The following is a 16,382-nucleotide window of genomic DNA, read 5'->3' as shown; positions in this document are numbered from 1 at the left end:
GGCATGAAGGATTCGAAGGTGATCGTCGCGATCAACAAGGATCCCGAAGCGCCGATCTTCAGCGTGGCCGACTACGGCGTGGTCGGCGATCTGTTCACGCTCGTTCCCGAAGCGGCCGCGGCGCTCTGAGCGATGCCGCTGTTCGAATTCAACGGCATGCGGCCCCGCGTCGATCCGTCCGCGTACGTTCATCCGAGCGCGGTCGTGATCGGTGACGTGACGATCGGCGCGGGCTGCTACATCGGCCCGCATGCAAGCCTGCGCGGCGACTTCGGCGCGATCGTCGTCGATGATGGCAGCAACGTGCAGGACGGCTGCGTGCTGCACGTCGGCATCGGCGAGACGTGCCGGCTCGGCGTGAACAGCCACATCGGCCACGGCGCGATCGTGCACGGCGCGACGCTCGAGCCGGACACGATGATCGGGATGAACGCGGTCGTGATGGACGGCGCGACGATCGGCGCGACGACGATCGTCGCGGCCTGCGCGTTCGTGAAAGCCGGCTACGTCGTGCCGCGCGGCGTGCTGCTCGCCGGCGTGCCGGGGCGCGTGGTGCGGCGGTTGAGCGCCGCGGAGATCGACGCGAAGGCGAACGGCACGCGCGTCTATCAGCAGCTCGCGGTGGATTGCCTGAGGACGCTCAGGCAGATCGACGGCGCGTAGGCGATGCGCGTCATCGATCCGGCGGCGGATGCTTGCCGGCGAGAAAGCCGTCGTCGGGCGGCGTGAATGGTGCGTCTCCGTGCACGGAGCGACGGTTTTTCTCGGGGTTTGTGCGGATGGCGATTCGCCTTCGCGCATGCCGGTCGTGACGTTCGCGCGGGATCGATTGCCTGATGCGGCGTCGTTGTCTTAAGATCGGCGTCAGACCATCCCTCCGCCTCCGGCGCCGAATGAAAACGACCACACGCCTGCGCGTCGCCATCATCGCTTCGGCTTTCGCCGTCTATCACATATTCATGCACGTCCAGTGGGTCGCCAGCGGTTGCATCGCGTTCCTCGGCAGCCGGCATTGCAGCTTCGAGAACAGTGCGAATTTCGAAGGAATGATGGACCTCGACCTGCTGCTGACCTGCGCATGGGTCGCGGGCGCGGTGATGGGATGGTTCGCCGTCGCCCGCGCGCCGAAGAAACCCGGTTAGCCGAGCGGGCGCCGCGCAGCCGCCTATTGCGTGCGCACCGGCGCCGGCCGGTCGTGCAGGAACGCGAGCGACAGCGCCGCGAGACCGCAGCTCGCGATGAGCATCAGCAACGCGCCCTTGCCGGCATGCACCATGACCCAGCCGCCGACCGACGGAAAGCCGAACGTGCCGATGAAATACGACGCGACGAACCACGTCAGCACGCCATGCCGTTGCGTATCCGCGCAATCGTTGAGCGCCTGCGCCTGGATGACCGGATACATGAGCCCGTAGCCGGCGCCGAGCAGCACGGCCGCGACGGCCTGTAGCGATGCGTGCTGGGCGGCGCCGAACATGGCGAGCGCACCGAGCATCATCATCGTGAGCAACCCCTTGGTCGCGGTTTCGGGGCGCGCCATCCTGACCCATTTCCCAAGCAGCCAGCGCGCACTCAGCACCGTCATCGTGTAAAGGCTGAAGAATGTGCCGGCGCGCGCCTGCGTGCCTTGCATGAACGACATCTGGAACGTCATCAGGCCGGAGAACACGCAGGTGCCGAGCGCGATCATCGCGATCGGCGCGGCCGCGCGCGTGCGCGAGATGGCCCGGAGTTCGCGCACCCAGCGGCCACCGGATGCAGCGGCGGGCGGGTGCGGACACAGGCGACCGAACGCTTCGAACATCAGCGACGCGAGCGCGCACAACGCGCCGACCGCATAAAGCGTGTCGTCGATCGACCAGTGGAGCATGCGCATCGCATACGAGGCAAACGCGGGAGATGCGCCGATCCCCGTCATCTGGAAAGTCGCCGAGCGGAAGAACCACACGTTCCGGGCGGCACCGCTGGTCCGCTCGGCCAGCGACATCGGCGCGGCCAGGTGAAACGCGCCCCAGCCGAAGCCGACCAGGAAGCCGGACGGCAAATCGGCGGCCGGCGCGCGCCCGACGAGTGCGAAGCCGACGATGCCGGCGCCGATGCACAGCGACGACAGCGCCGCGATCCGCGCGGCGCCGATCTGCCGCGAGAACCAGCCGACCACCGCCAGACCGGCGAAGGTGCCGACGGTCGCGGCGGCCAGTGCGGCTCCGGTATCGAGATCGCTGCCGCCGATCGCGCGAAAACGCATCGACAGCAGGAAGGTCGCGCCGTAGCCGCCCGCGGTGAGCAGGGTGCCGACGAGAAAGAGCAACGCAGTTTGAACGCGCATGACAGCCATCCGGGGCGGCAGAGACGGTCAGAAATCGTTGAATGCGAGACAGTATGGACCAGGACGATGCGGGATGCCCGCATTTGCGATGACGTGATCGCGCCATCGGCTCTTGTCGGACGTGGCTCGAACATGGTCCACCGGACGCGCCGGAGACGCCGCACGACGACACGCATTCGTCCGATCAGCGTCGTCGCACGACGCTGGCGGCGGCATTTACTTCGCTCGTTCGCGCGTCTCGCGCGGCCTTTGCTTTCCCCTGTGCGCTGCACTAGATTCGAAGCATTACGTGCCACCGAACGCGCGAGGTGAAGCCATGACGCCTTGGGAGATTCAGGGAACCGAACTAATGAACTGCAATTGCTCATACGGTTGCCCCTGCCAGTTCAATTCGTTGCCGACGCACGGCAACTGCGAAGCGATGGGTGCGATTTCGATCGAAAGCGGCCACTACGGCGACGTGGTGCTCGATGGCGTCCGGATCGCGGTCGTGTTCCAGTGGCCGGGGCCGATTCACGAAGGCCACGGACGATGCCAGCCGATCGTCGACGAGCGCGCAAGTCCGGCACAGTGCGAGGCCGTGCTGAAGATCATGACCGGTCAGGACACCGATCCGTTCGCGACGATGTTCTCCGTGTTCGCGTCGACGCTCGAGCACGCATACGATCCGATCTTCGCGAAGATCGATTTCGACGTCGATGTCGATGCGCGGCGTGGCCGAATCGGCGTCGAGGGCGTGTTCGACATCGTCGGCGAACCGATCCGCAATCCGGTGACGGGCGCCGAGCATCGCGTGCGGATCGACCTGCCGCACGGCTTCGAATACGAGTTGGCCGAGATCGGTTCGGGCACCGGCCGGTCGCGCGGGCACATCGAGCTGAATCTCGAGCGGAGCTACGCGCAGTTCGCGCGGCTGCACCTGAACAACCATGGGCTGATCCGGCATCGCGTCGCGGCATGATCCCCGTCGGCGATTTTCTCGGACGCGAGCGCGTCGTCACGCTGCTCGGCATGACCGCGCTCGTCGGCGCGTGCTGGGTCTACCTGTGGACGGGCGCGGGCACCGGCATGTCGGCGCTGGACATGACGGCGGTGGCGTTGTTTCCGCATCGGCTGGCCGGCGACATGGGGGCCATGGATCCGTCGCTGGCGACCGTGGTCCTGATGTGGTGGGTGATGATGGTCGCGATGATGACGCCCAGCGCGGCGCCGCTCGTGCTGTTGTACCGGCGCGTGCTGCGGCATCGCGGTGCGCAGGGCGACGGGGCGGCCGTGACGTCGGCGTGCCTGCTGGCCGGCTACCTGGCCGCGTGGTTGGCGTTCTCGGTCGCCGCAGCCATGCTGCAGATGCTGCTGCAGCCTGCCGGCCTGATCTCCGGAATGATGCTGTGGTCGAAGAGCGCCGCGCTGTCCGCGATCGTCCTCGCGCTGGCCGGCGCCTATCAATTCTCGCCGCTGAAACACGCGTGCCTGCGGCAATGCCGATCGCCGGTCCGGTTTCTCACGACGTACTGGCGCCCGGGAGTCACCGGCAGCTTCCTGCTCGGCGTGCGGCACGGTGCGTATTGCGTGGGCTGCTGCTGGCTGCTGATGGCGCTGCTGTTCGTCGGCGGCGTGATGAACGTCGTGTGGATCGTCGCGTTGTCGCTGTTCGTGCTCGTCGAAAAGGTGTTGCCGGGCGGCGAGCGCATGGGTCGCGCACTGGGCATCGTGCTGATCGCGTGGGCGGTCGCGACGTTGCTGGTGTAGCGGGCGCGTTCGTTTTTGGCTCAACAACGGAGTGTGTCGATGAAAATCCGATGCCTCGCCATCACAGTCCTCGGCGCGATGGCCGTCGTCGCGACGCCGGTGCGTGCGGGCGGGAGCATGTCCGACATGAGCATGGGCGACGTGAAGATGTCGGCGCCGGATTCGGCGTTGACCGATGCCGAAGTGAAGCGGATCGATGCCGCGCACGGCATGGTGACGCTGAAGCACGGCGCGCTCGAGAACGTCGGGATGGCGCCGATGACGATGGCGTTCAAGGCCGGCGACCCGGCGATGATCGAGTCGTTGCACGTGGGCGACAAGGTCCGGGTCCGGGTCGAGCGCGTGGCGGGCACGCTGACGATCGTGAAGCTCGTGCAACGGCAGTAGCGATCGCCGGTGCTAACCCGGTCCGTCGCCGGAGTCACCGTCGGCTTCAGCAAAATTCAACTCGACGCCATTGCCGGCCGGATCGGTGAAAAACAGTTGAAGCTGGCGCGTGAGCGGCACGTACGCGCGCGAGTACCGGACCTGCGCGTCGGCGAGGCGCCGTTCCATGTCGGCGGCGTTCTCGCATGAAAACGCCATATGGTCGAACGTGTTGACGACGTGCGCCGGCCGAACCTCGCCGGGCCGCGCTTCCGACAGGTGGAGGATCGCCTGCGTGCCCGCGTAGAGCCAGTAGCCGTTGCTCTGGAACGGCGGTCGATAGCCCGGCTGGAGGCCCACGACGTTCACGTAGAAATCGCGCAGCGTATCGAGCGTGGCGCGATCCGCGCGCAGGTTGTAATGATTGAGTCCGATCACTGACATGGCAGGTTGTCCGGTTCGTGCAAGGTGCGTCGCGCACAGCATCGCGCAACGCGGGGCGTCCTGTCACCCCCGCATGCCTTTGACCGACGCGGCCGGCCGTGCGAGCCCGCGCGCCGGCAGCGGCGTCGACATCACGATCGACGTGCGCGTTTCGCCGTACAGGTTGATGCGCTCGATCAGTTGCTCGAGGTGCGCCATGCTGACGGCGACGAACCGCATCACGTAGGAATCCGCACCGGTCACGTGATGGCACTCGACCACTTCGGGAATCGTCTCCAGCAGCTTCAGGAACTTCGCCTTCGCCGGCTGCGGCACCGTGATGCCGATCAGCGCGCTCACCGGGTAGCCGGCCGCGGCCGGATTGACCCGCGCCGTGTAGCCGTCGATCACGCCCGCCGATTCGAGGCGCTTCACGCGTTCCGTCACCGCCGGCACCGACAGGTGAACCTGGCGCGCCAGCTCCGTGTAGCTGATGCGGCCGTTGGCCTGCAGCAGCGCGAGTATCTTCCAGTCGAGTTCGTCCATCGCGGCGGAGTTTTTAAGGTGAAGACCTCATTTTTCCTTAAAAACCGTCTTCAGCGGCGACCGGACTTTCCCTACGATGAGGTTCATGTCATTGCATGTCGCGAGGAGCCGGCCATGCTGTTCATCAAGTCCGTCGTGATGGGGTTGTCGATCGCCGTGCCGGTCGGCCCGATCGGCATGCTCTGCATCCAGCGCAGCCTGAGCCGCGGCTTTCGCGCGGGGTTCGCGACGGGCATCGGCGCCGCGTGCGCCGATGCGATCTACGGGCTGCTCGGCGCGCTGGGCGTCGCCGGCATCGTCACCGCGTTTCCGATGCTGACCGTCGCGCTGAAAATCGTCGGCGGCGCGTTCCTCGTGTGGCTGGCCTGGTCCATCGCGCGGCAGGCGCCGGCCGCGTCGGCGGCGGTGCAGGACGTGCCGCGCACGACCGTGTTGCGCGATTTCCTGACGACCTTCGGCCTCACGCTGTCGAACCCGATGACGATCCTGTCGTTCGTCGGGATCTTCGCGGCGCTCGGCCCGCAGGCGGGCACGCATGCAGGCACGATGGGGCCGACCGTGGCGTCGATGGTCGCGGGCGTGTTCCTCGGATCCGCGACGTGGTGGCTGTGCCTGAGCGGCGCGACCGCCGGGTTGCGAGCGAAGATGCCGCTCACGTTCGTGCACGGGCTGTCGCGCGTGTCGGCCGTCGTGATCGCGGTATTCGGCGCGATCCAGTTGATCGCGGGCATGCGCGGCGTCGTCTGGTCATGACGCGCGCTGCGGCACCGGCACACCGCGCGCGCGATCAGAACGTGTAGCTGACCTTGCCGAACGCGGTGCGGCCGAGCGTGTTGTAGCCGTACGCGGTCATGTACTGACGGTCGAACAGGTTCGACAGCGTCGCCGACACCGTCAGGTGCGAATTGATCCTGTACGACGCGCGCAGGTTCACGGTCAGGTACGACGGCAGATACGTCGTGTTGGCCGGGTCGTCGAACGTCGTGCCGCCGTAGTTCAGCGACGCGCCCGTGCTCAGTGCGTGCAAGTTGAATTCGTCCCACGTGTGGTCGACGTTGACGCTGACCGTCTGGCGCGGCCGGCGGTTGAGCCAGCTGTCGTTGGTTTCGTCCTGCGGATTCAGGAAACCGACCGCGACGCTCACCGGCGTATAACGGCCGATCGTGCCCTTGTACGACAGGTCGATGCCGCGGATATGCGAGCGACCGATGTTCATCGGCGAGCGCGTCGCGGGGTTGTAGGCGATCAGGTTGTTGATGCGCGTGTCGTAGATCGCGGCGCTGAACGTGCCGTACGCCGTGTTCGCATCGAGCGCGGCCTCGACCGAATCGCTGCGTTCCGGGTTCAGGTCCGGGTTGCCGTAGCCCGGGTAGTACAGGTCGTTGAACGAGGGCAGGCGGAACGCGTTGCCGTACGACACGCGCGCCGTATAGACCGGCGTGATGGCCCACGACAGCGCGGCGTTGCCGGTGTTCACGGCCTTCCCGGCGATGATCTCGTGCCGCCCCGCGACGAACATCGTGACGCTGCCGAGCGTCGCCGACTGATGCAGCGAGAACGCGGAGTCGTTGCGCGTGGGCACGCCGTCCGGCACGTCGACGGGCAGGAAGGCCTGTTCGCGCGTGAAGTCGTACGCGACCTTCGTCTCGCCCGACAGCGGCAGGCCGAACAGCCGGAAGCCGTGTTCCTGATGGGTCAGCGACGTCGACGAACTGATGCGCTGCGAGTCGATCTGGTCGGTCGGAATGGTCGGGTCGCTCGCATACATGAACTGGCGGTCGTTCGCATAACCGAACGACTGGTCGAACTGGGTGTCGGGCGTGATGTCGAGATGGAACGCGATGCCGGTCGTCAGCTGATGATCGAGCTCGCGATTCGCAAAGCCGGCGTTGTCATAGGACAGGTCGGAGCGGTGATACAGCGCGAACGTCGAGATCGACCAGTTGTCGCGCGCGTAGCCGAGTCGCGCATCGAGGTCCTGCGCGTGATACGGATTGCGGCCGTCCTCGTGCCCGTAGGCGAACGGCCGCGTCGCGTCGATGCCGGCCGTGTTGTAGCTGTGCAGGCCGAGCGTGTAGGTGAGGCCGCCGAGCGCGGCGAGCGGCCCCGTCGACGGCACGGTGCCCGACGTGCGCACCTGCGTGTCGAAGGTCTTGTTCGAGCCGCCGCCGAACGACACGGTCGTCTGGTTCGGCTGGCCGGCGGCGCGGCGCGTGAACAGTTGCACGACGCCGCCCATCGCGTTCGCGCCGAACGATGCGGCGGCCGGCCCCGAGATCAACTCGACGCGTTCGAACGCGTCGGTCGGCAGGTCGGCCCACGGCGCGATGCCGGTCGTCGGCGAGCCGATCCGGATGCCGTCGATGAACACCGCGACCTGATTGGCGGACGAGCCGCGGATGCTTACGGACGCCGACGAGCCGGGGCCGCCGTTTTGCGAGACGGTCACGCCCGGCAGCGTCGCGAGCGCCTGCGTGATGCTCGGGTCGCTCGGCGACAGCCGATCGAGATCGGCGCGCGTGAGCACCTGCGTCGTCGCATAGCGCTGGTCGAACGATTCGGGCAGGTGCCGCGTGTCGGTCACGCTGATCGTCGGCAGGTCGGCGGCTGCGGCGGGTTGGGGCGGCTGCGGGAGCGCCGTGTCGCCGGCGGCATGGGCGATCGGGGCGAACAGCGCCGTGGCGGCGGACGTGGCGAGAAAGTGGCGAAGGTTCATGAGGCAATGAGCGTGATCGTGTTGCAGGTACGGCGAGCGTAAGCGGGTGGCGGTGCGTACCGCCCGGGTTCGTATCGGTCTATCGCGAGACCGGGCGGCTTGGGCGGTCGTCGCGCGGATCGAACGACACGGCACGGCACACGCGTGCGGACACGCCGCGCCCATGGCTGGCGCGACGGCACGACGCTTCCGGCGAGGAAGCGGAGGCGGAAAGACTGGACATCTGAAGGGTCCTGAGGTCGGGCCGTCCATGCAACGGGGGCGACCGCCAAAGGCGGTGCCTGGCGCTCCGGGACACCCCGCCCGGCGCGGCTGCTTGGACCTCGGGTCGATGGCAGGTCTCCTGGCTCGCGGGTCGCTATTCGCACCGGCCTTCCCGGTTTCCCAGTGGCTTGGAGTAGTGCGGATTCGCCGCTCACAGTTGCGGGGGCAGCCGCAGATTCGAGGCGCTGCCTCTCCTGCGTTCCCTTTTGATCCCGTCTCCGGGAACCATCAGCGCGCAAGCGTAATGGCGAGCGCTCCGGCGCGTCAATCGGCGAAGCGCGCGGGGATGCGAAAAAACGTCAGTGATCGCCGGATTCTTTTCCAAATCCTCGCTTGCGAGACATGAGGATCCCTTTACATCTGAGGAAAGGGCGCGCTGGCCGCGCGGCAATCGCGGCGGAACCGGCTCGGCGCGACGCCCGTCCATCGCACGAACGCCCGCCGGAATGCTTCCTCGCCGCCGAAACCGAGATGCGCGGCGATCCGCGCGACCGGCCAATCGGACTCGCGCAGGCGGCGCCGCGCGACGTCGGCGAGACACTGCTCGCGCAACGCGTGATAGCCGCTGCCTTCGGCCGCCAGCCGCCGCCGCAACGTCGCCTCGCTGACGCCGAGCCATGTCGCCAGTTCGGCAAGCGCGGGCAGCGCCTGCTCGCGCGCGAGCGCCGCGTCGAGAAAGCCGCGCACCTGCTGCGCCCATGACACGACGGCCGGCGCCGCATCGATCAGACGAAACGGAAAATCGACGAGGAACGCGGCCAGTTCGCCCGGCTGGCGGACCACGCGGGCATCGAGCCGCGCGGCGTCGAATGCGAAACCATAGGTTTTGCGGCCGACGTCGACCGGTGCGTTGAACAGCCCGAGCAGCGGCATCGCGTCGTCGCGGCGCGGATGGCCGAGCCAGACTTCGTCCGGTCGCAGCGGCTGCCCGATCAGCCAGCCGAATAGCTGCAGATAGCAGAACAAGCCCGTCAGGTCGACAAGGCACGCGGCCGGGCTGCGCGTGCGGCGCAGCGAATCCATCTGGAACGTCGCGCGCCCGTCGCGCACCGCGAGCGACAGCGCGCCGGCGCGCGGCGTCAGCATCTCGCAGAATTCGGCCGCGCAGCGGATCGCGTCGGCGAGCGTCGCGCAACTGAGCAGGCAGCGGCACATCAGGTCGACTTCCTGCTTGCGCATCGGCGGATGGCCGTTGCCGCGCGCAACCTGCGCCTCGAGCCGCTCGATCGCGTCGCGGTACAGCGCGACGAAGCCGCCGGGCGTCGTCGACGCGACGTCGGCGGCCGGCGTCGTCGGTCGTTCCGCCTGCGGTGCGCCGCTGCGCGTCAGCTCGTCCAGCAGGCGGGCGCCGAGGCCCGGCAGCATGCGGCCGCATGCCGGCATTGCGCGCTGTTTCATCTCTCTCCCGATCTGAGCGTTACGACAGGGGCCGGTGAGCGGGCCGGTAGGGGTTCGCCGGCCGTCGCCACGCAAGAATGCTATCCACGCCGGCCGCTTCCGGCCTCGCCGGAACGGCGTAGGCGACCGGCATCGCATTGCGCCACGAACTTCCCGAGACGACCCGCGAATGATCCAGATCGTAGACGAAATCACCCTCGCGCCCGAGCGCATTCCCGACGTGCTGGCGCTGCTGCGCGACCGTTATCTGCCGGGCCACGCGGCGCGCGGACTGACGGCGGCCGGCCGCTGGGTGTCGCCGCCCGTCGCGGTGCCGGGGCAGCCGAGCACGCTGTGGCTGACTTGGCAGGTTGCAGATGCGGCGGCGTACTACCGGATGCGCGCGCTGACCGACGGCGACGTGGTCGCGTTCTGGATGGCCGTCGACGCGCTGTGCGACGCCCGCCGCCGCCATGTGATGACGGAGGCCGATGCGCCGCTGCCTGCGCTGGCGGAGGTCGAGCATGCGGCATGACACGGCGCAGATATTCGCTTCGGCGACCGACGATGCCGGCGCGTTCGAACGTGCATTGCGCGACGCCGCGCAAGCGTTGCCCGGCGCGACCCGCGTGGCGCTCGCGCGCAATCTGGACGGCTGCTGGAACGCGGGCGACTACACGCTCGACGTGCTGCGCGACGAACGGGCGGCCGACCACGCGCCGGACTTCACCGCGCTGGCCCGCATACCGGGCGTCGTGCGGATCGACGGCGCCGCATGCCGGGCGGTCGGCGGCGGCCTGCGCGAGCCGGCGCTGCGCGACGGCGTATGGCGCACGCTGATGCTGCGCGTGCGGCCGAAGGCCGACGAAGCACAGGTGCGCGACCTCGAGCGCGAACTGCTGCGCATGCCCGCGTTCATGCCCGGCATCCGCAACTGGCGGCTGAGCCGGATCGTGACGCCGGGTGCGTGGACCCACGTCTGGCAACAGGAATTCGCGCACGCCGGCGATCTGCTCGGCGAATACCTGCTGCATCCGTATCACTGGGGCTGGGTCGACCGCCGCTTCGACGCCGAAAGCCCCGACTGGACGGTCGATGCGATTTCGCACGCGTTCTGTCCGCTCGCGTCGAGCCTGCTGGTCGACACGGCCGCGTGACGCGCGGCGCACGCGAGCCGCCGCCATGCAAACGACAACCCTGGAGACACCACCATGCGAGCCTTGCTGATCGACCGCGTCGGCCATTCCGACGCGCTGCGAATGGCCGACGTTCCCGCACCGAGGCCGGGCCCCGGCGACGTGCTGATCCGCGTCGCGTACGCGGGCGTCAATCCCGCCGACTGGAAATGCCGCGAAGGCTATCTCGGCGCGTTCATGCAGATCGCGTTTCCGTTCGTGATCGGCTTCGACGCGGCCGGTGTGGTCGAGGCGGTCGGCGAGGGCGTGGAAGGTTTCGCGCCCGGGATGCGCGTGTTCGCGCAGACCGACGTCGGCGCGGGGCGCTGGGGCGCGTATGCGGAATACGTCGCGGTGCGGCACGACTCGGTCGTGCGCTTGCCCGACGCGGTCGGCTTCGCGGAAGCGGCCGCCACGCCGACGCCCGCGCTGGCCGCGTGGGCCGGCCTGTTCGACGATGGCGGGCTGCGTGACGGGCAGACCGTGCTCGTGCACGGCGGCGCGGGCGCGGTCGGCACGTTCGCGATCCAGCTTGCCGTGCAGGCGGGCGCGCGCGTCGCGGCGACGTGCTCGGCCCGCAATCGCGCGCGCGTCGAGGCGCTCGGCGCGGCGGCGAGCATCGACTATCGCGCGCAGGATATCGCGGCGGCCGTGCGGGCGTGGGCGCCCGGCGGCGTCGATCTCGTGCTCGATGCGGTCGGCGGCGCCACGCTGCCCGATGCACTCGACCTGCTGGCACCGGGCGGCACGCTCGTGAACATCATGACGCTCGTGGCCGGCGATGCGGAGCGGCTGGCCGCGCAGGGCGCCGAAGCCGCGCGGCGCGGCCTGCGCACCGCGATGACGTACAGCCGGATGCCGAGCGGCGCCACGCTGGCGGCGATCGCGGAACGGCTCGGCCGGGGCGTGCTGCGCGTGCCGCGCTTCGACAGTTTCCCGCTCGAACAGGCGGCGCGCGCACTCGATCTCGTTCAAACGGGCGACGCGAAAACCAAGTTCGTGCTGCACGTTGCGGATATCGCGGGCTGACACGGAACGGTCCGCGCACGACACCCCTTTACCGGAGACATCATGACCGACACCCGAACCGCGACGCTCGCGGGCAAATGCGCGCTCGTGACCGGCGCGAGCCGCGGCATCGGCCGCGCGATCGCGCAGCGCCTCGCGTCGGAAGGCGCGACCGTCGTCGTGACGGCGCGCAGCCTCACGCAATCCGCGACGACCGCCGGCACGCTCGCCGAAACCGTCGCGCTGATCGAGCAGGCGGGCGGCCGCGCGATCGCGCTGGCGGCCGACCTGTCGAACCCGGCCGAGCGCGACGCGCTCGTCGGACGCGCGGCGCAGGCGGCCGGCGGCCTCGACATCCTCGTGAACAACGCGGGCGTGGCCGACTACGCGCGCGTCGACGCGATGCCGATGGCGATGTTCGACACGACGATCGAGCACTATCTGCGCATCCCGTTCGCGCTGAGCCAGGCCGCGATTCCGCTGATGCGCGCGCGCGGCGCCGGCTGGATCGTGAACGTCGGCTCGGTCACGGCGCTCGCGCCGCCGCGGCCGTTCGACGATTTCTCGCGCGCGGGCGGCGCGACCGTCTATGCGGCGGTCAAGGCCGCGCTGTCGCGCTTCACGCAAGGGCTCGCGGCCGAGCTCGAAGCCGACGGCATCGCGGTGAACCTGGTCGCGCCGAGCACCGCGATCCGCACGCCGGGCGCGGCCCGCTACATCCCCGAAGGCTATCCGACCGAGGACGTCGCGTATCTCGCGGAAACCGCGCTCGCGCTGTGCAGCCTGCCGGCAAGCGAGCGCACGGGCCTCGTCGCGCACAGCCTGCATTTCCCGCTGTCGCAGGGGCTCGCGGTGCGCTCGCTCGACGGCCGCTCGCCGTTGCCGCCGCCCGTGATTCCCGCGTACGCGCATCCGCGCATCGACCCGACAGGACTTTGACATGACGACTTCGATTCGCTTCGACGGCGGTACCGCCGTGATCACCGGCGCGGCCAGCGGTATCGGCAGCGGGCTCGCGCGCCATGCCGCCGGGCTCGGCATGCGCGTGGTGCTGGCCGATCTCGACCCGGCGAAGCTCGACGCATTCGCCGCGACGCTCGACACCGACGTGCTGTGCGTGCCGACGGACGTCAGCCGCCCGGAAGCCGTCGACGCGCTGGCTGACGCCGCATGGCGGCGCTTCGGCGGCGTCGACCTGCTGTTCAACAACGCGGGCGTGATGGCGACCGGCTTCAGCTGGGAAATCACGCCGGAACGGTTCGAGCACAGCTTCGCGATCAACGTGCACGGCGTGCTCAACGGGATCCGCAGCTTCGTGCCGCGCATGCTCGAGCGCAACGTGCCCGCGCGCATCGTCAATACCGCGTCGGTCGGCGGGTTCCTGCCGAGCCCGTTGATGTCGCCTTACTCGGCGACGAAATTCGCGGTGGTCGCGCTGACCGAATCGCTGTACGGCGAACTGAAGATGCTCGGCGCGTCGGTCGGCGTGTCGCTGCTCGCGCCGGGCCCGGTGCAGACGGGCATCTTCAACGACCCGTTCGGCGCCGCGCACGACCGGCCCGAAGTGCAGGGCTTCGTCGACACGATGCGCGCGATGCTGAACGCGCACGGACTCACGCCCGACGCATTCGCGGCGCGGGCGTTCGACGGCATTCGTGACGGGCGTTACTGGCTGATTCCGCAGCCGGAGACGATCGACGGCGCGCTGCAGCGGCGCACCGCGGACATCCTCGCCGCGCGCGATCCGTCGCTGCCGTCGTTGTGACGGGGGGACGCGGGCCGGCCGACCGACGCGGCCGGCTCGCGCAAGGTTACATGTGCGTGCCGGCGCGCGTGCGGCCGCCTGGTTCGCCGCCGCGGTCGGGCGGCGTATTGTTCTGATCGATCTTCGCGAGCACGAAGCCGGCATGCGGCAGCGCGGCGGGCGAACGGTGGGCGGCCTGCGCGACCGGGTCGTGCGGCGACGTGGCGGAAAAAACGGATGGCGTCGCGCCCGGTTGAGCGAACGCCGTGAGGGATGCTGCCGCGAGGGCGGCGGCGACGATCGCGTGCGTGTTCATGGCAACTCCTTCTTCACGACTGACTGCGGGACAACGCATTCAGTCTAGGGCGCGAAACTTAACGCGTCGTGAAGGAGCGGCGGCGCGCGGATGACAGGATGTTCATGCGGTCATCGGCGCGCCGTGACGGTCACGCGGATGCGGCGACCAGCGCGCAGAAGTTCTCGAGATCGACGTTGCCGCCGCTGATCACGATGCCGACGCGTTTGCCTTTCAGTTCGTCCTTCATCCGGCGCGCGGCCGCGAGCGACAGGCAGCCGGTCGGCTCCACGACAATCTTCATACGGGTCGCGAAGAAGCGCATGCAGTCGACCAGTTCCGCGTCGGTCGCGGTCAGGATGTCGTCGACGTCGCGCCGCAGGATCGGGAACGTCAGGTTGCCGAGGTGCTGCGTCTGCGCGCCGTCGGCGATCGTGCGCGGCGTGTCGATGTGGACGATCGACCCGGACCGGAACGATTGCTGTCCGTCGTTGCCGGCTTCCGGCTCGACGCCGTATAGCTTCGCTTGCGGCGACAGCGCGCGCGTCGCGAGCGCCGTACCCGACAGCAGGCCGCCGCCGCCGAGCGGCGTGAACACGGCGTCGAGCGGCCCGACTTCGTCGAACAGCTCCTTCGCCGCCGTGCCCTGGCCCGCGATCACGTCCGCGTGGTCGTACGGCGGCACCAGCGTGAGCCCGTGCTGCTCCGCGAGCGCGCGGCCGATCTGCTCGCGGTCCTCGGTATAGCGGTCGTAGGTCACGACGTTGCCGCCGTAGCCGCGCGTCGCGGCCATCTTCGCGGCCGGCGCGTCCTGCGGCATCACGATCGTCGCCGGGATGCCGAGAATGCGCGCCGACAGCGCGATCGCCTGCGCATGGTTGCCGGACGAGAACGCGACGACGCCGTTGCGGCGCTGCGTCGCGTCGAAGCGCGACAGCGCGTTGAACGCGCCGCGGAACTTGAACGCGCCCATGCGCTGCAGGTTCTCGCACTTGAAGAACACCTGCGCGCCGAGCGCTTCGTCGATCGTTCGCGACGTCATCACGGGCGTGCGGTGCGCGTGGCCGTCGAGCCGTGCCGCGGCGGCCGCGACGTCGTCGTAGGTGGGGAGGGTCGGAGTATTCATGAGTCGCTCGTCGGAAGAGTCGGTCAACAGGGCGCGCGTCCGTCACGCGCAGGGTCATTTCGCATCGTTGTATACGGTGGCGCGCGACACGCCGAGGTGCTGCGACACGATTTCCATCGCGCGCCGCACCTCGAGGAAGCCATCGGCCTTCAGCGTCTGCATCAGCTCGCGGCGCTGGTCGGTCTTCAGCTCGCGCGGCGTGGTCGCGAGGCGCGTCGCGAACGCGTCGATGCGCTGCCGGATCGCGTCCGCGCCGGCCGGGTCGAGCGTTTCGGCGACCGGCGCGCCTTCGGTGCTGCAGAACTGGTTCAGCATCCCCTGGAAACCGCGGAACAGCGTGACGTCCGCGTTCAGGCACAGCGCGGCCACATAGCGGCCGCTCGAATCCTTGATGCCGATCGACGTGCTTTTCGCGGTGCGGCCGTCGGCGAAGCGGTTCGCGTAGTTCGCGAGCACTTGCGGGAAGTCGTCGTCCTCGATGCGCGCGAGCCCGAGTTCGGTCGCCGGATCGCCGATCGCGCGGCCCGACAGGTTGTTGTGGATCGCGAGGATCGCGTGCTCCGGCGTGCGCAGGTCGTGCACGACGACTTCGGTGAACGGCGCGAACATCGCGCCGAGCCCTTCGGCGATGCGCAGGACCTGCTCGATCAGCGACGCCTGTTCCGACGGCGGCCTGGGGCGGGGCGTCGTCATGTATTGGCCTCGAGCGCGGGCGCGTCGGTCGTTTCCGGGCGCGTGATGTCGGCCATCAGCGGGCGGGCGATCCGCACGTAGTCGGACGCGTCGAGCACGACCGAGCGGTCGAGGCGGCCCGCGTTGAACGCGATTTCGTCGTTGAGTTCGATCAGCGCGGGGTCGACGACGAGCGTCACGTTCGGGTCGAACACGAACGGCGGCACGGCGCCCATCACGCAGCGCGTGACCGTGGCGGCGAGTTCGGGCGGCGCGAGCGTCGCCTTGCGGCGGCCGACCGCGTCGGCGACCTTGCGGAAATCGATCTTCAGATGGCCGGGGATGACCGCGAGCGCGGTGACGTCGCCGCCGTCCTTGAACGTGCAGAGCATCGCCTTCGCGCCTTGTTCGGGACGCGTGCCGCGAATCGCGGCGATCACGTCGCATTTGCCTTCGGCCGGGTGGTCCAGCACGCGGAACCGCGCGCCGGAGGTGTTCAGCAGTTCGCACAGCGCGTCGAAAACGGGATAGTCGCTCATGTCGATCCGGGCAGGAGGGGGCGCATCGCGGTACGCGGGGACGGCGCGCTTCG

The 16,382-nt window shown here is 69.0% G+C and carries 20 protein-coding genes, 1 pseudogene and 1 riboswitch; of the genes and pseudogenes, 12 read left to right on the top strand and 9 right to left on the bottom strand.

Annotated features, from left to right (window positions below):
- The 3 genes and pseudogenes from WS45_RS34975 to WS45_RS14450 form a co-directional block, all read left to right on the top strand.
- Window positions 1-129 (top strand): annotated as a pseudogene (locus WS45_RS34975) (electron transfer flavoprotein subunit alpha/FixB family protein); the annotation flags it as partial.
- Between the two features lie 3 nt (window positions 130-132).
- On the top strand, window positions 133-663 hold the full coding sequence (locus WS45_RS14455; protein ID WP_059700550.1) for an acyltransferase: 531 nt from the start codon (window positions 133-135) through the stop codon (window positions 661-663).
- A gap of 230 nt (window positions 664-893) precedes the next feature.
- A complete protein-coding gene (locus tag WS45_RS14450) occupies window positions 894-1,142 on the top strand; it encodes a hypothetical protein (protein WP_059690174.1) in 249 nt (82 codons plus the stop codon).
- 23 nt (window positions 1,143-1,165) lie between these two features.
- Here WS45_RS14450 and WS45_RS14445 read toward each other — a convergent pair whose 3' ends face one another.
- The gene (locus WS45_RS14445; RefSeq protein ID WP_059700600.1) at window positions 1,166-2,329 is read right to left on the bottom strand and encodes an MFS transporter; all 1,164 of its coding nucleotides are present in this window, start codon (window positions 2,327-2,329) and stop codon (window positions 1,166-1,168) included.
- 316 nt (window positions 2,330-2,645) lie between these two features.
- Here WS45_RS14445 and WS45_RS14440 point away from each other — a divergent pair, with 316 nt between their 5' ends.
- Genes WS45_RS14440 through WS45_RS14430 form a run of 3 tightly spaced genes read left to right on the top strand, consistent with a single transcriptional unit; the run spans window position 2,646 to window position 4,465 of the window.
- Window positions 2,646-3,290 (top strand): DUF1326 domain-containing protein, encoded by a 645-nt coding sequence (locus WS45_RS14440; protein WP_059700548.1) that lies wholly within the window; start codon window positions 2,646-2,648, stop codon window positions 3,288-3,290.
- Complete coding sequence (locus WS45_RS14435; RefSeq protein WP_059700547.1) at window positions 3,287-4,078, top strand: DUF2182 domain-containing protein; 792 nt, start codon at window positions 3,287-3,289, stop codon at window positions 4,076-4,078. Before WS45_RS14440 ends, WS45_RS14435 begins: the two co-directional genes overlap by 4 nt.
- A 39-nt stretch (window positions 4,079-4,117) precedes the next feature.
- Complete coding sequence (locus WS45_RS14430; RefSeq protein ID WP_059700544.1) at window positions 4,118-4,465, top strand: copper-binding protein; 348 nt, start codon at window positions 4,118-4,120, stop codon at window positions 4,463-4,465.
- Between the two features lie 12 nt (window positions 4,466-4,477).
- Here the strand turns inward: WS45_RS14430 and WS45_RS14425 are convergent, their stop codons facing one another.
- Both WS45_RS14425 and WS45_RS14420 read right to left on the bottom strand, forming a co-directional pair.
- The gene (locus WS45_RS14425; protein WP_059700542.1) at window positions 4,478-4,888 is read right to left on the bottom strand and encodes a VOC family protein; all 411 of its coding nucleotides are present in this window, start codon (window positions 4,886-4,888) and stop codon (window positions 4,478-4,480) included.
- 63 nt (window positions 4,889-4,951) lie between these two features.
- Complete coding sequence (locus WS45_RS14420; RefSeq protein WP_059700540.1) at window positions 4,952-5,413, bottom strand: Lrp/AsnC family transcriptional regulator; 462 nt, start codon at window positions 5,411-5,413, stop codon at window positions 4,952-4,954.
- A gap of 114 nt (window positions 5,414-5,527) precedes the next feature.
- Here WS45_RS14420 and WS45_RS14415 point away from each other — a divergent pair, with 114 nt between their 5' ends.
- Window positions 5,528-6,166, top strand: a complete 639-nt coding sequence (locus tag WS45_RS14415; protein WP_059700538.1) for a LysE family translocator — start codon at window positions 5,528-5,530, stop codon at window positions 6,164-6,166.
- Between the two features lie 34 nt (window positions 6,167-6,200).
- On the opposite strand, the gene WS45_RS14410 is transcribed toward WS45_RS14415, so the two are convergent.
- Together WS45_RS14410 and WS45_RS14405 are read right to left on the bottom strand one after the other, a co-directional pair.
- Window positions 6,201-8,129, bottom strand: a complete 1,929-nt coding sequence (locus WS45_RS14410; protein WP_059700536.1) for a TonB-dependent receptor domain-containing protein — start codon at window positions 8,127-8,129, stop codon at window positions 6,201-6,203.
- A 316-nt stretch (window positions 8,130-8,445) separates the two neighbouring features.
- A riboswitch (cobalamin riboswitch) is annotated at window positions 8,446-8,638 on the bottom strand.
- Window positions 8,639-8,747: 109 nt separating this feature from the next.
- On the bottom strand, window positions 8,748-9,791 hold the full coding sequence (locus WS45_RS14405; protein ID WP_059700533.1) for a helix-turn-helix domain-containing protein: 1,044 nt from the start codon (window positions 9,789-9,791) through the stop codon (window positions 8,748-8,750).
- Window positions 9,792-9,960: 169 nt separating this feature from the next.
- Between WS45_RS14405 and WS45_RS14400 the strand changes: the two genes are divergently transcribed.
- Genes WS45_RS14400 through WS45_RS14380 form a run of 5 tightly spaced genes read left to right on the top strand, consistent with a single transcriptional unit; the run spans window position 9,961 to window position 13,718 of the window.
- Entirely contained in the window at window positions 9,961-10,305 is a 345-nt protein-coding gene (locus tag WS45_RS14400) for a hypothetical protein (RefSeq protein WP_059700531.1), read from the top strand.
- On the top strand, window positions 10,295-10,927 hold the full coding sequence (locus WS45_RS14395; protein WP_059700529.1) for a Dabb family protein: 633 nt from the start codon (window positions 10,295-10,297) through the stop codon (window positions 10,925-10,927). Before WS45_RS14400 ends, WS45_RS14395 begins: the two co-directional genes overlap by 11 nt.
- Window positions 10,928-10,981: 54 nt before the next feature.
- Window positions 10,982-11,974: an NADP-dependent oxidoreductase gene (locus tag WS45_RS14390; protein ID WP_059700526.1), complete on the top strand. Its 993-nt coding sequence runs from the start codon at window positions 10,982-10,984 to the stop codon at window positions 11,972-11,974.
- A gap of 42 nt (window positions 11,975-12,016) precedes the next feature.
- Window positions 12,017-12,892 carry an SDR family NAD(P)-dependent oxidoreductase gene (locus tag WS45_RS14385; RefSeq protein ID WP_059700524.1) on the top strand — a complete coding sequence of 292 codons (876 nt, stop codon included), beginning with the start codon at window positions 12,017-12,019 and terminating at the stop codon, window positions 12,890-12,892.
- Window position 12,893: 1 nt separating this feature from the next.
- Window positions 12,894-13,718 (top strand): SDR family NAD(P)-dependent oxidoreductase, encoded by an 825-nt coding sequence (locus WS45_RS14380; protein ID WP_059700522.1) that lies wholly within the window; start codon window positions 12,894-12,896, stop codon window positions 13,716-13,718.
- 46 nt (window positions 13,719-13,764) lie between these two features.
- Here the strand turns inward: WS45_RS14380 and WS45_RS14375 are convergent, their stop codons facing one another.
- The 4 genes from WS45_RS14375 to WS45_RS14360 all read right to left on the bottom strand — a co-directional run bounded on the left by WS45_RS14375 (window position 13,765) and on the right by WS45_RS14360 (window position 16,329).
- Window positions 13,765-14,013, bottom strand: a complete 249-nt coding sequence (locus tag WS45_RS14375; protein ID WP_059700520.1) for a hypothetical protein — start codon at window positions 14,011-14,013, stop codon at window positions 13,765-13,767.
- 130 nt (window positions 14,014-14,143) lie between these two features.
- A complete protein-coding gene (locus tag WS45_RS14370) occupies window positions 14,144-15,118 on the bottom strand; it encodes a threo-3-hydroxy-L-aspartate ammonia-lyase (RefSeq protein WP_059690160.1) in 975 nt (324 codons plus the stop codon).
- Window positions 15,119-15,172: 54 nt separating this feature from the next.
- Window positions 15,173-15,811: a helix-turn-helix transcriptional regulator gene (locus WS45_RS14365; RefSeq protein WP_059700518.1), complete on the bottom strand. Its 639-nt coding sequence runs from the start codon at window positions 15,809-15,811 to the stop codon at window positions 15,173-15,175.
- Window positions 15,808-16,329, bottom strand: coding sequence for a YbaK/prolyl-tRNA synthetase associated domain-containing protein (locus tag WS45_RS14360; RefSeq protein ID WP_059700516.1), 522 nt, complete (start codon window positions 16,327-16,329; stop codon window positions 15,808-15,810). Before WS45_RS14360 ends, WS45_RS14365 begins: the two co-directional genes overlap by 4 nt.
- Between the last annotated feature and the right edge of the window lie 53 nt (window positions 16,330-16,382).

It is taken from the genome of Burkholderia sp. RF2-non_BP3 (assembly GCF_001522185.1).
In the GTDB taxonomy this organism is placed as follows: domain Bacteria; phylum Pseudomonadota; class Gammaproteobacteria; order Burkholderiales; family Burkholderiaceae; genus Burkholderia; species Burkholderia diffusa.
The sequence above is the reverse complement of the archived record's forward strand: the minus strand, read 5'-3'. Positions and strand labels throughout refer to the sequence as shown.

Excerpts from the sequence above, each read along its gene's own strand:
- WS45_RS14455 (WP_059700550.1), top strand. The coding sequence starts at position 133 with ATGCCGCTGTTCGAATTCAACGGCATGCGGCCCCGCGTCGATCCGTCC.
- WS45_RS14450 (WP_059690174.1), top strand. The coding sequence starts at position 894 with ATGAAAACGACCACACGCCTGCGCGTCGCCATCATCGCTTCGGCTTTC.
- WS45_RS14445 (WP_059700600.1), bottom strand. The coding sequence starts at position 2,329 with ATGCGCGTTCAAACTGCGTTGCTCTTTCTCGTCGGCACCCTGCTCACC.
- WS45_RS14440 (WP_059700548.1), top strand. The coding sequence starts at position 2,646 with ATGACGCCTTGGGAGATTCAGGGAACCGAACTAATGAACTGCAATTGC.
- WS45_RS14435 (WP_059700547.1), top strand. The coding sequence starts at position 3,287 with ATGATCCCCGTCGGCGATTTTCTCGGACGCGAGCGCGTCGTCACGCTG.
- WS45_RS14430 (WP_059700544.1), top strand. The coding sequence starts at position 4,118 with ATGAAAATCCGATGCCTCGCCATCACAGTCCTCGGCGCGATGGCCGTC.
- WS45_RS14425 (WP_059700542.1), bottom strand. The coding sequence starts at position 4,888 with ATGTCAGTGATCGGACTCAATCATTACAACCTGCGCGCGGATCGCGCC.
- WS45_RS14420 (WP_059700540.1), bottom strand. The coding sequence starts at position 5,413 with ATGGACGAACTCGACTGGAAGATACTCGCGCTGCTGCAGGCCAACGGC.
- WS45_RS14415 (WP_059700538.1), top strand. The coding sequence starts at position 5,528 with ATGCTGTTCATCAAGTCCGTCGTGATGGGGTTGTCGATCGCCGTGCCG.
- WS45_RS14410 (WP_059700536.1), bottom strand. The coding sequence starts at position 8,129 with ATGAACCTTCGCCACTTTCTCGCCACGTCCGCCGCCACGGCGCTGTTC.
- WS45_RS14405 (WP_059700533.1), bottom strand. The coding sequence starts at position 9,791 with ATGAAACAGCGCGCAATGCCGGCATGCGGCCGCATGCTGCCGGGCCTC.
- WS45_RS14400 (WP_059700531.1), top strand. The coding sequence starts at position 9,961 with ATGATCCAGATCGTAGACGAAATCACCCTCGCGCCCGAGCGCATTCCC.
- WS45_RS14395 (WP_059700529.1), top strand. The coding sequence starts at position 10,295 with ATGCGGCATGACACGGCGCAGATATTCGCTTCGGCGACCGACGATGCC.
- WS45_RS14390 (WP_059700526.1), top strand. The coding sequence starts at position 10,982 with ATGCGAGCCTTGCTGATCGACCGCGTCGGCCATTCCGACGCGCTGCGA.
- WS45_RS14385 (WP_059700524.1), top strand. The coding sequence starts at position 12,017 with ATGACCGACACCCGAACCGCGACGCTCGCGGGCAAATGCGCGCTCGTG.
- WS45_RS14380 (WP_059700522.1), top strand. The coding sequence starts at position 12,894 with ATGACGACTTCGATTCGCTTCGACGGCGGTACCGCCGTGATCACCGGC.
- WS45_RS14375 (WP_059700520.1), bottom strand. The coding sequence starts at position 14,013 with ATGAACACGCACGCGATCGTCGCCGCCGCCCTCGCGGCAGCATCCCTC.
- WS45_RS14370 (WP_059690160.1), bottom strand. The coding sequence starts at position 15,118 with ATGAATACTCCGACCCTCCCCACCTACGACGACGTCGCGGCCGCCGCG.
- WS45_RS14365 (WP_059700518.1), bottom strand. The coding sequence starts at position 15,811 with ATGACGACGCCCCGCCCCAGGCCGCCGTCGGAACAGGCGTCGCTGATC.
- WS45_RS14360 (WP_059700516.1), bottom strand. The coding sequence starts at position 16,329 with ATGAGCGACTATCCCGTTTTCGACGCGCTGTGCGAACTGCTGAACACC.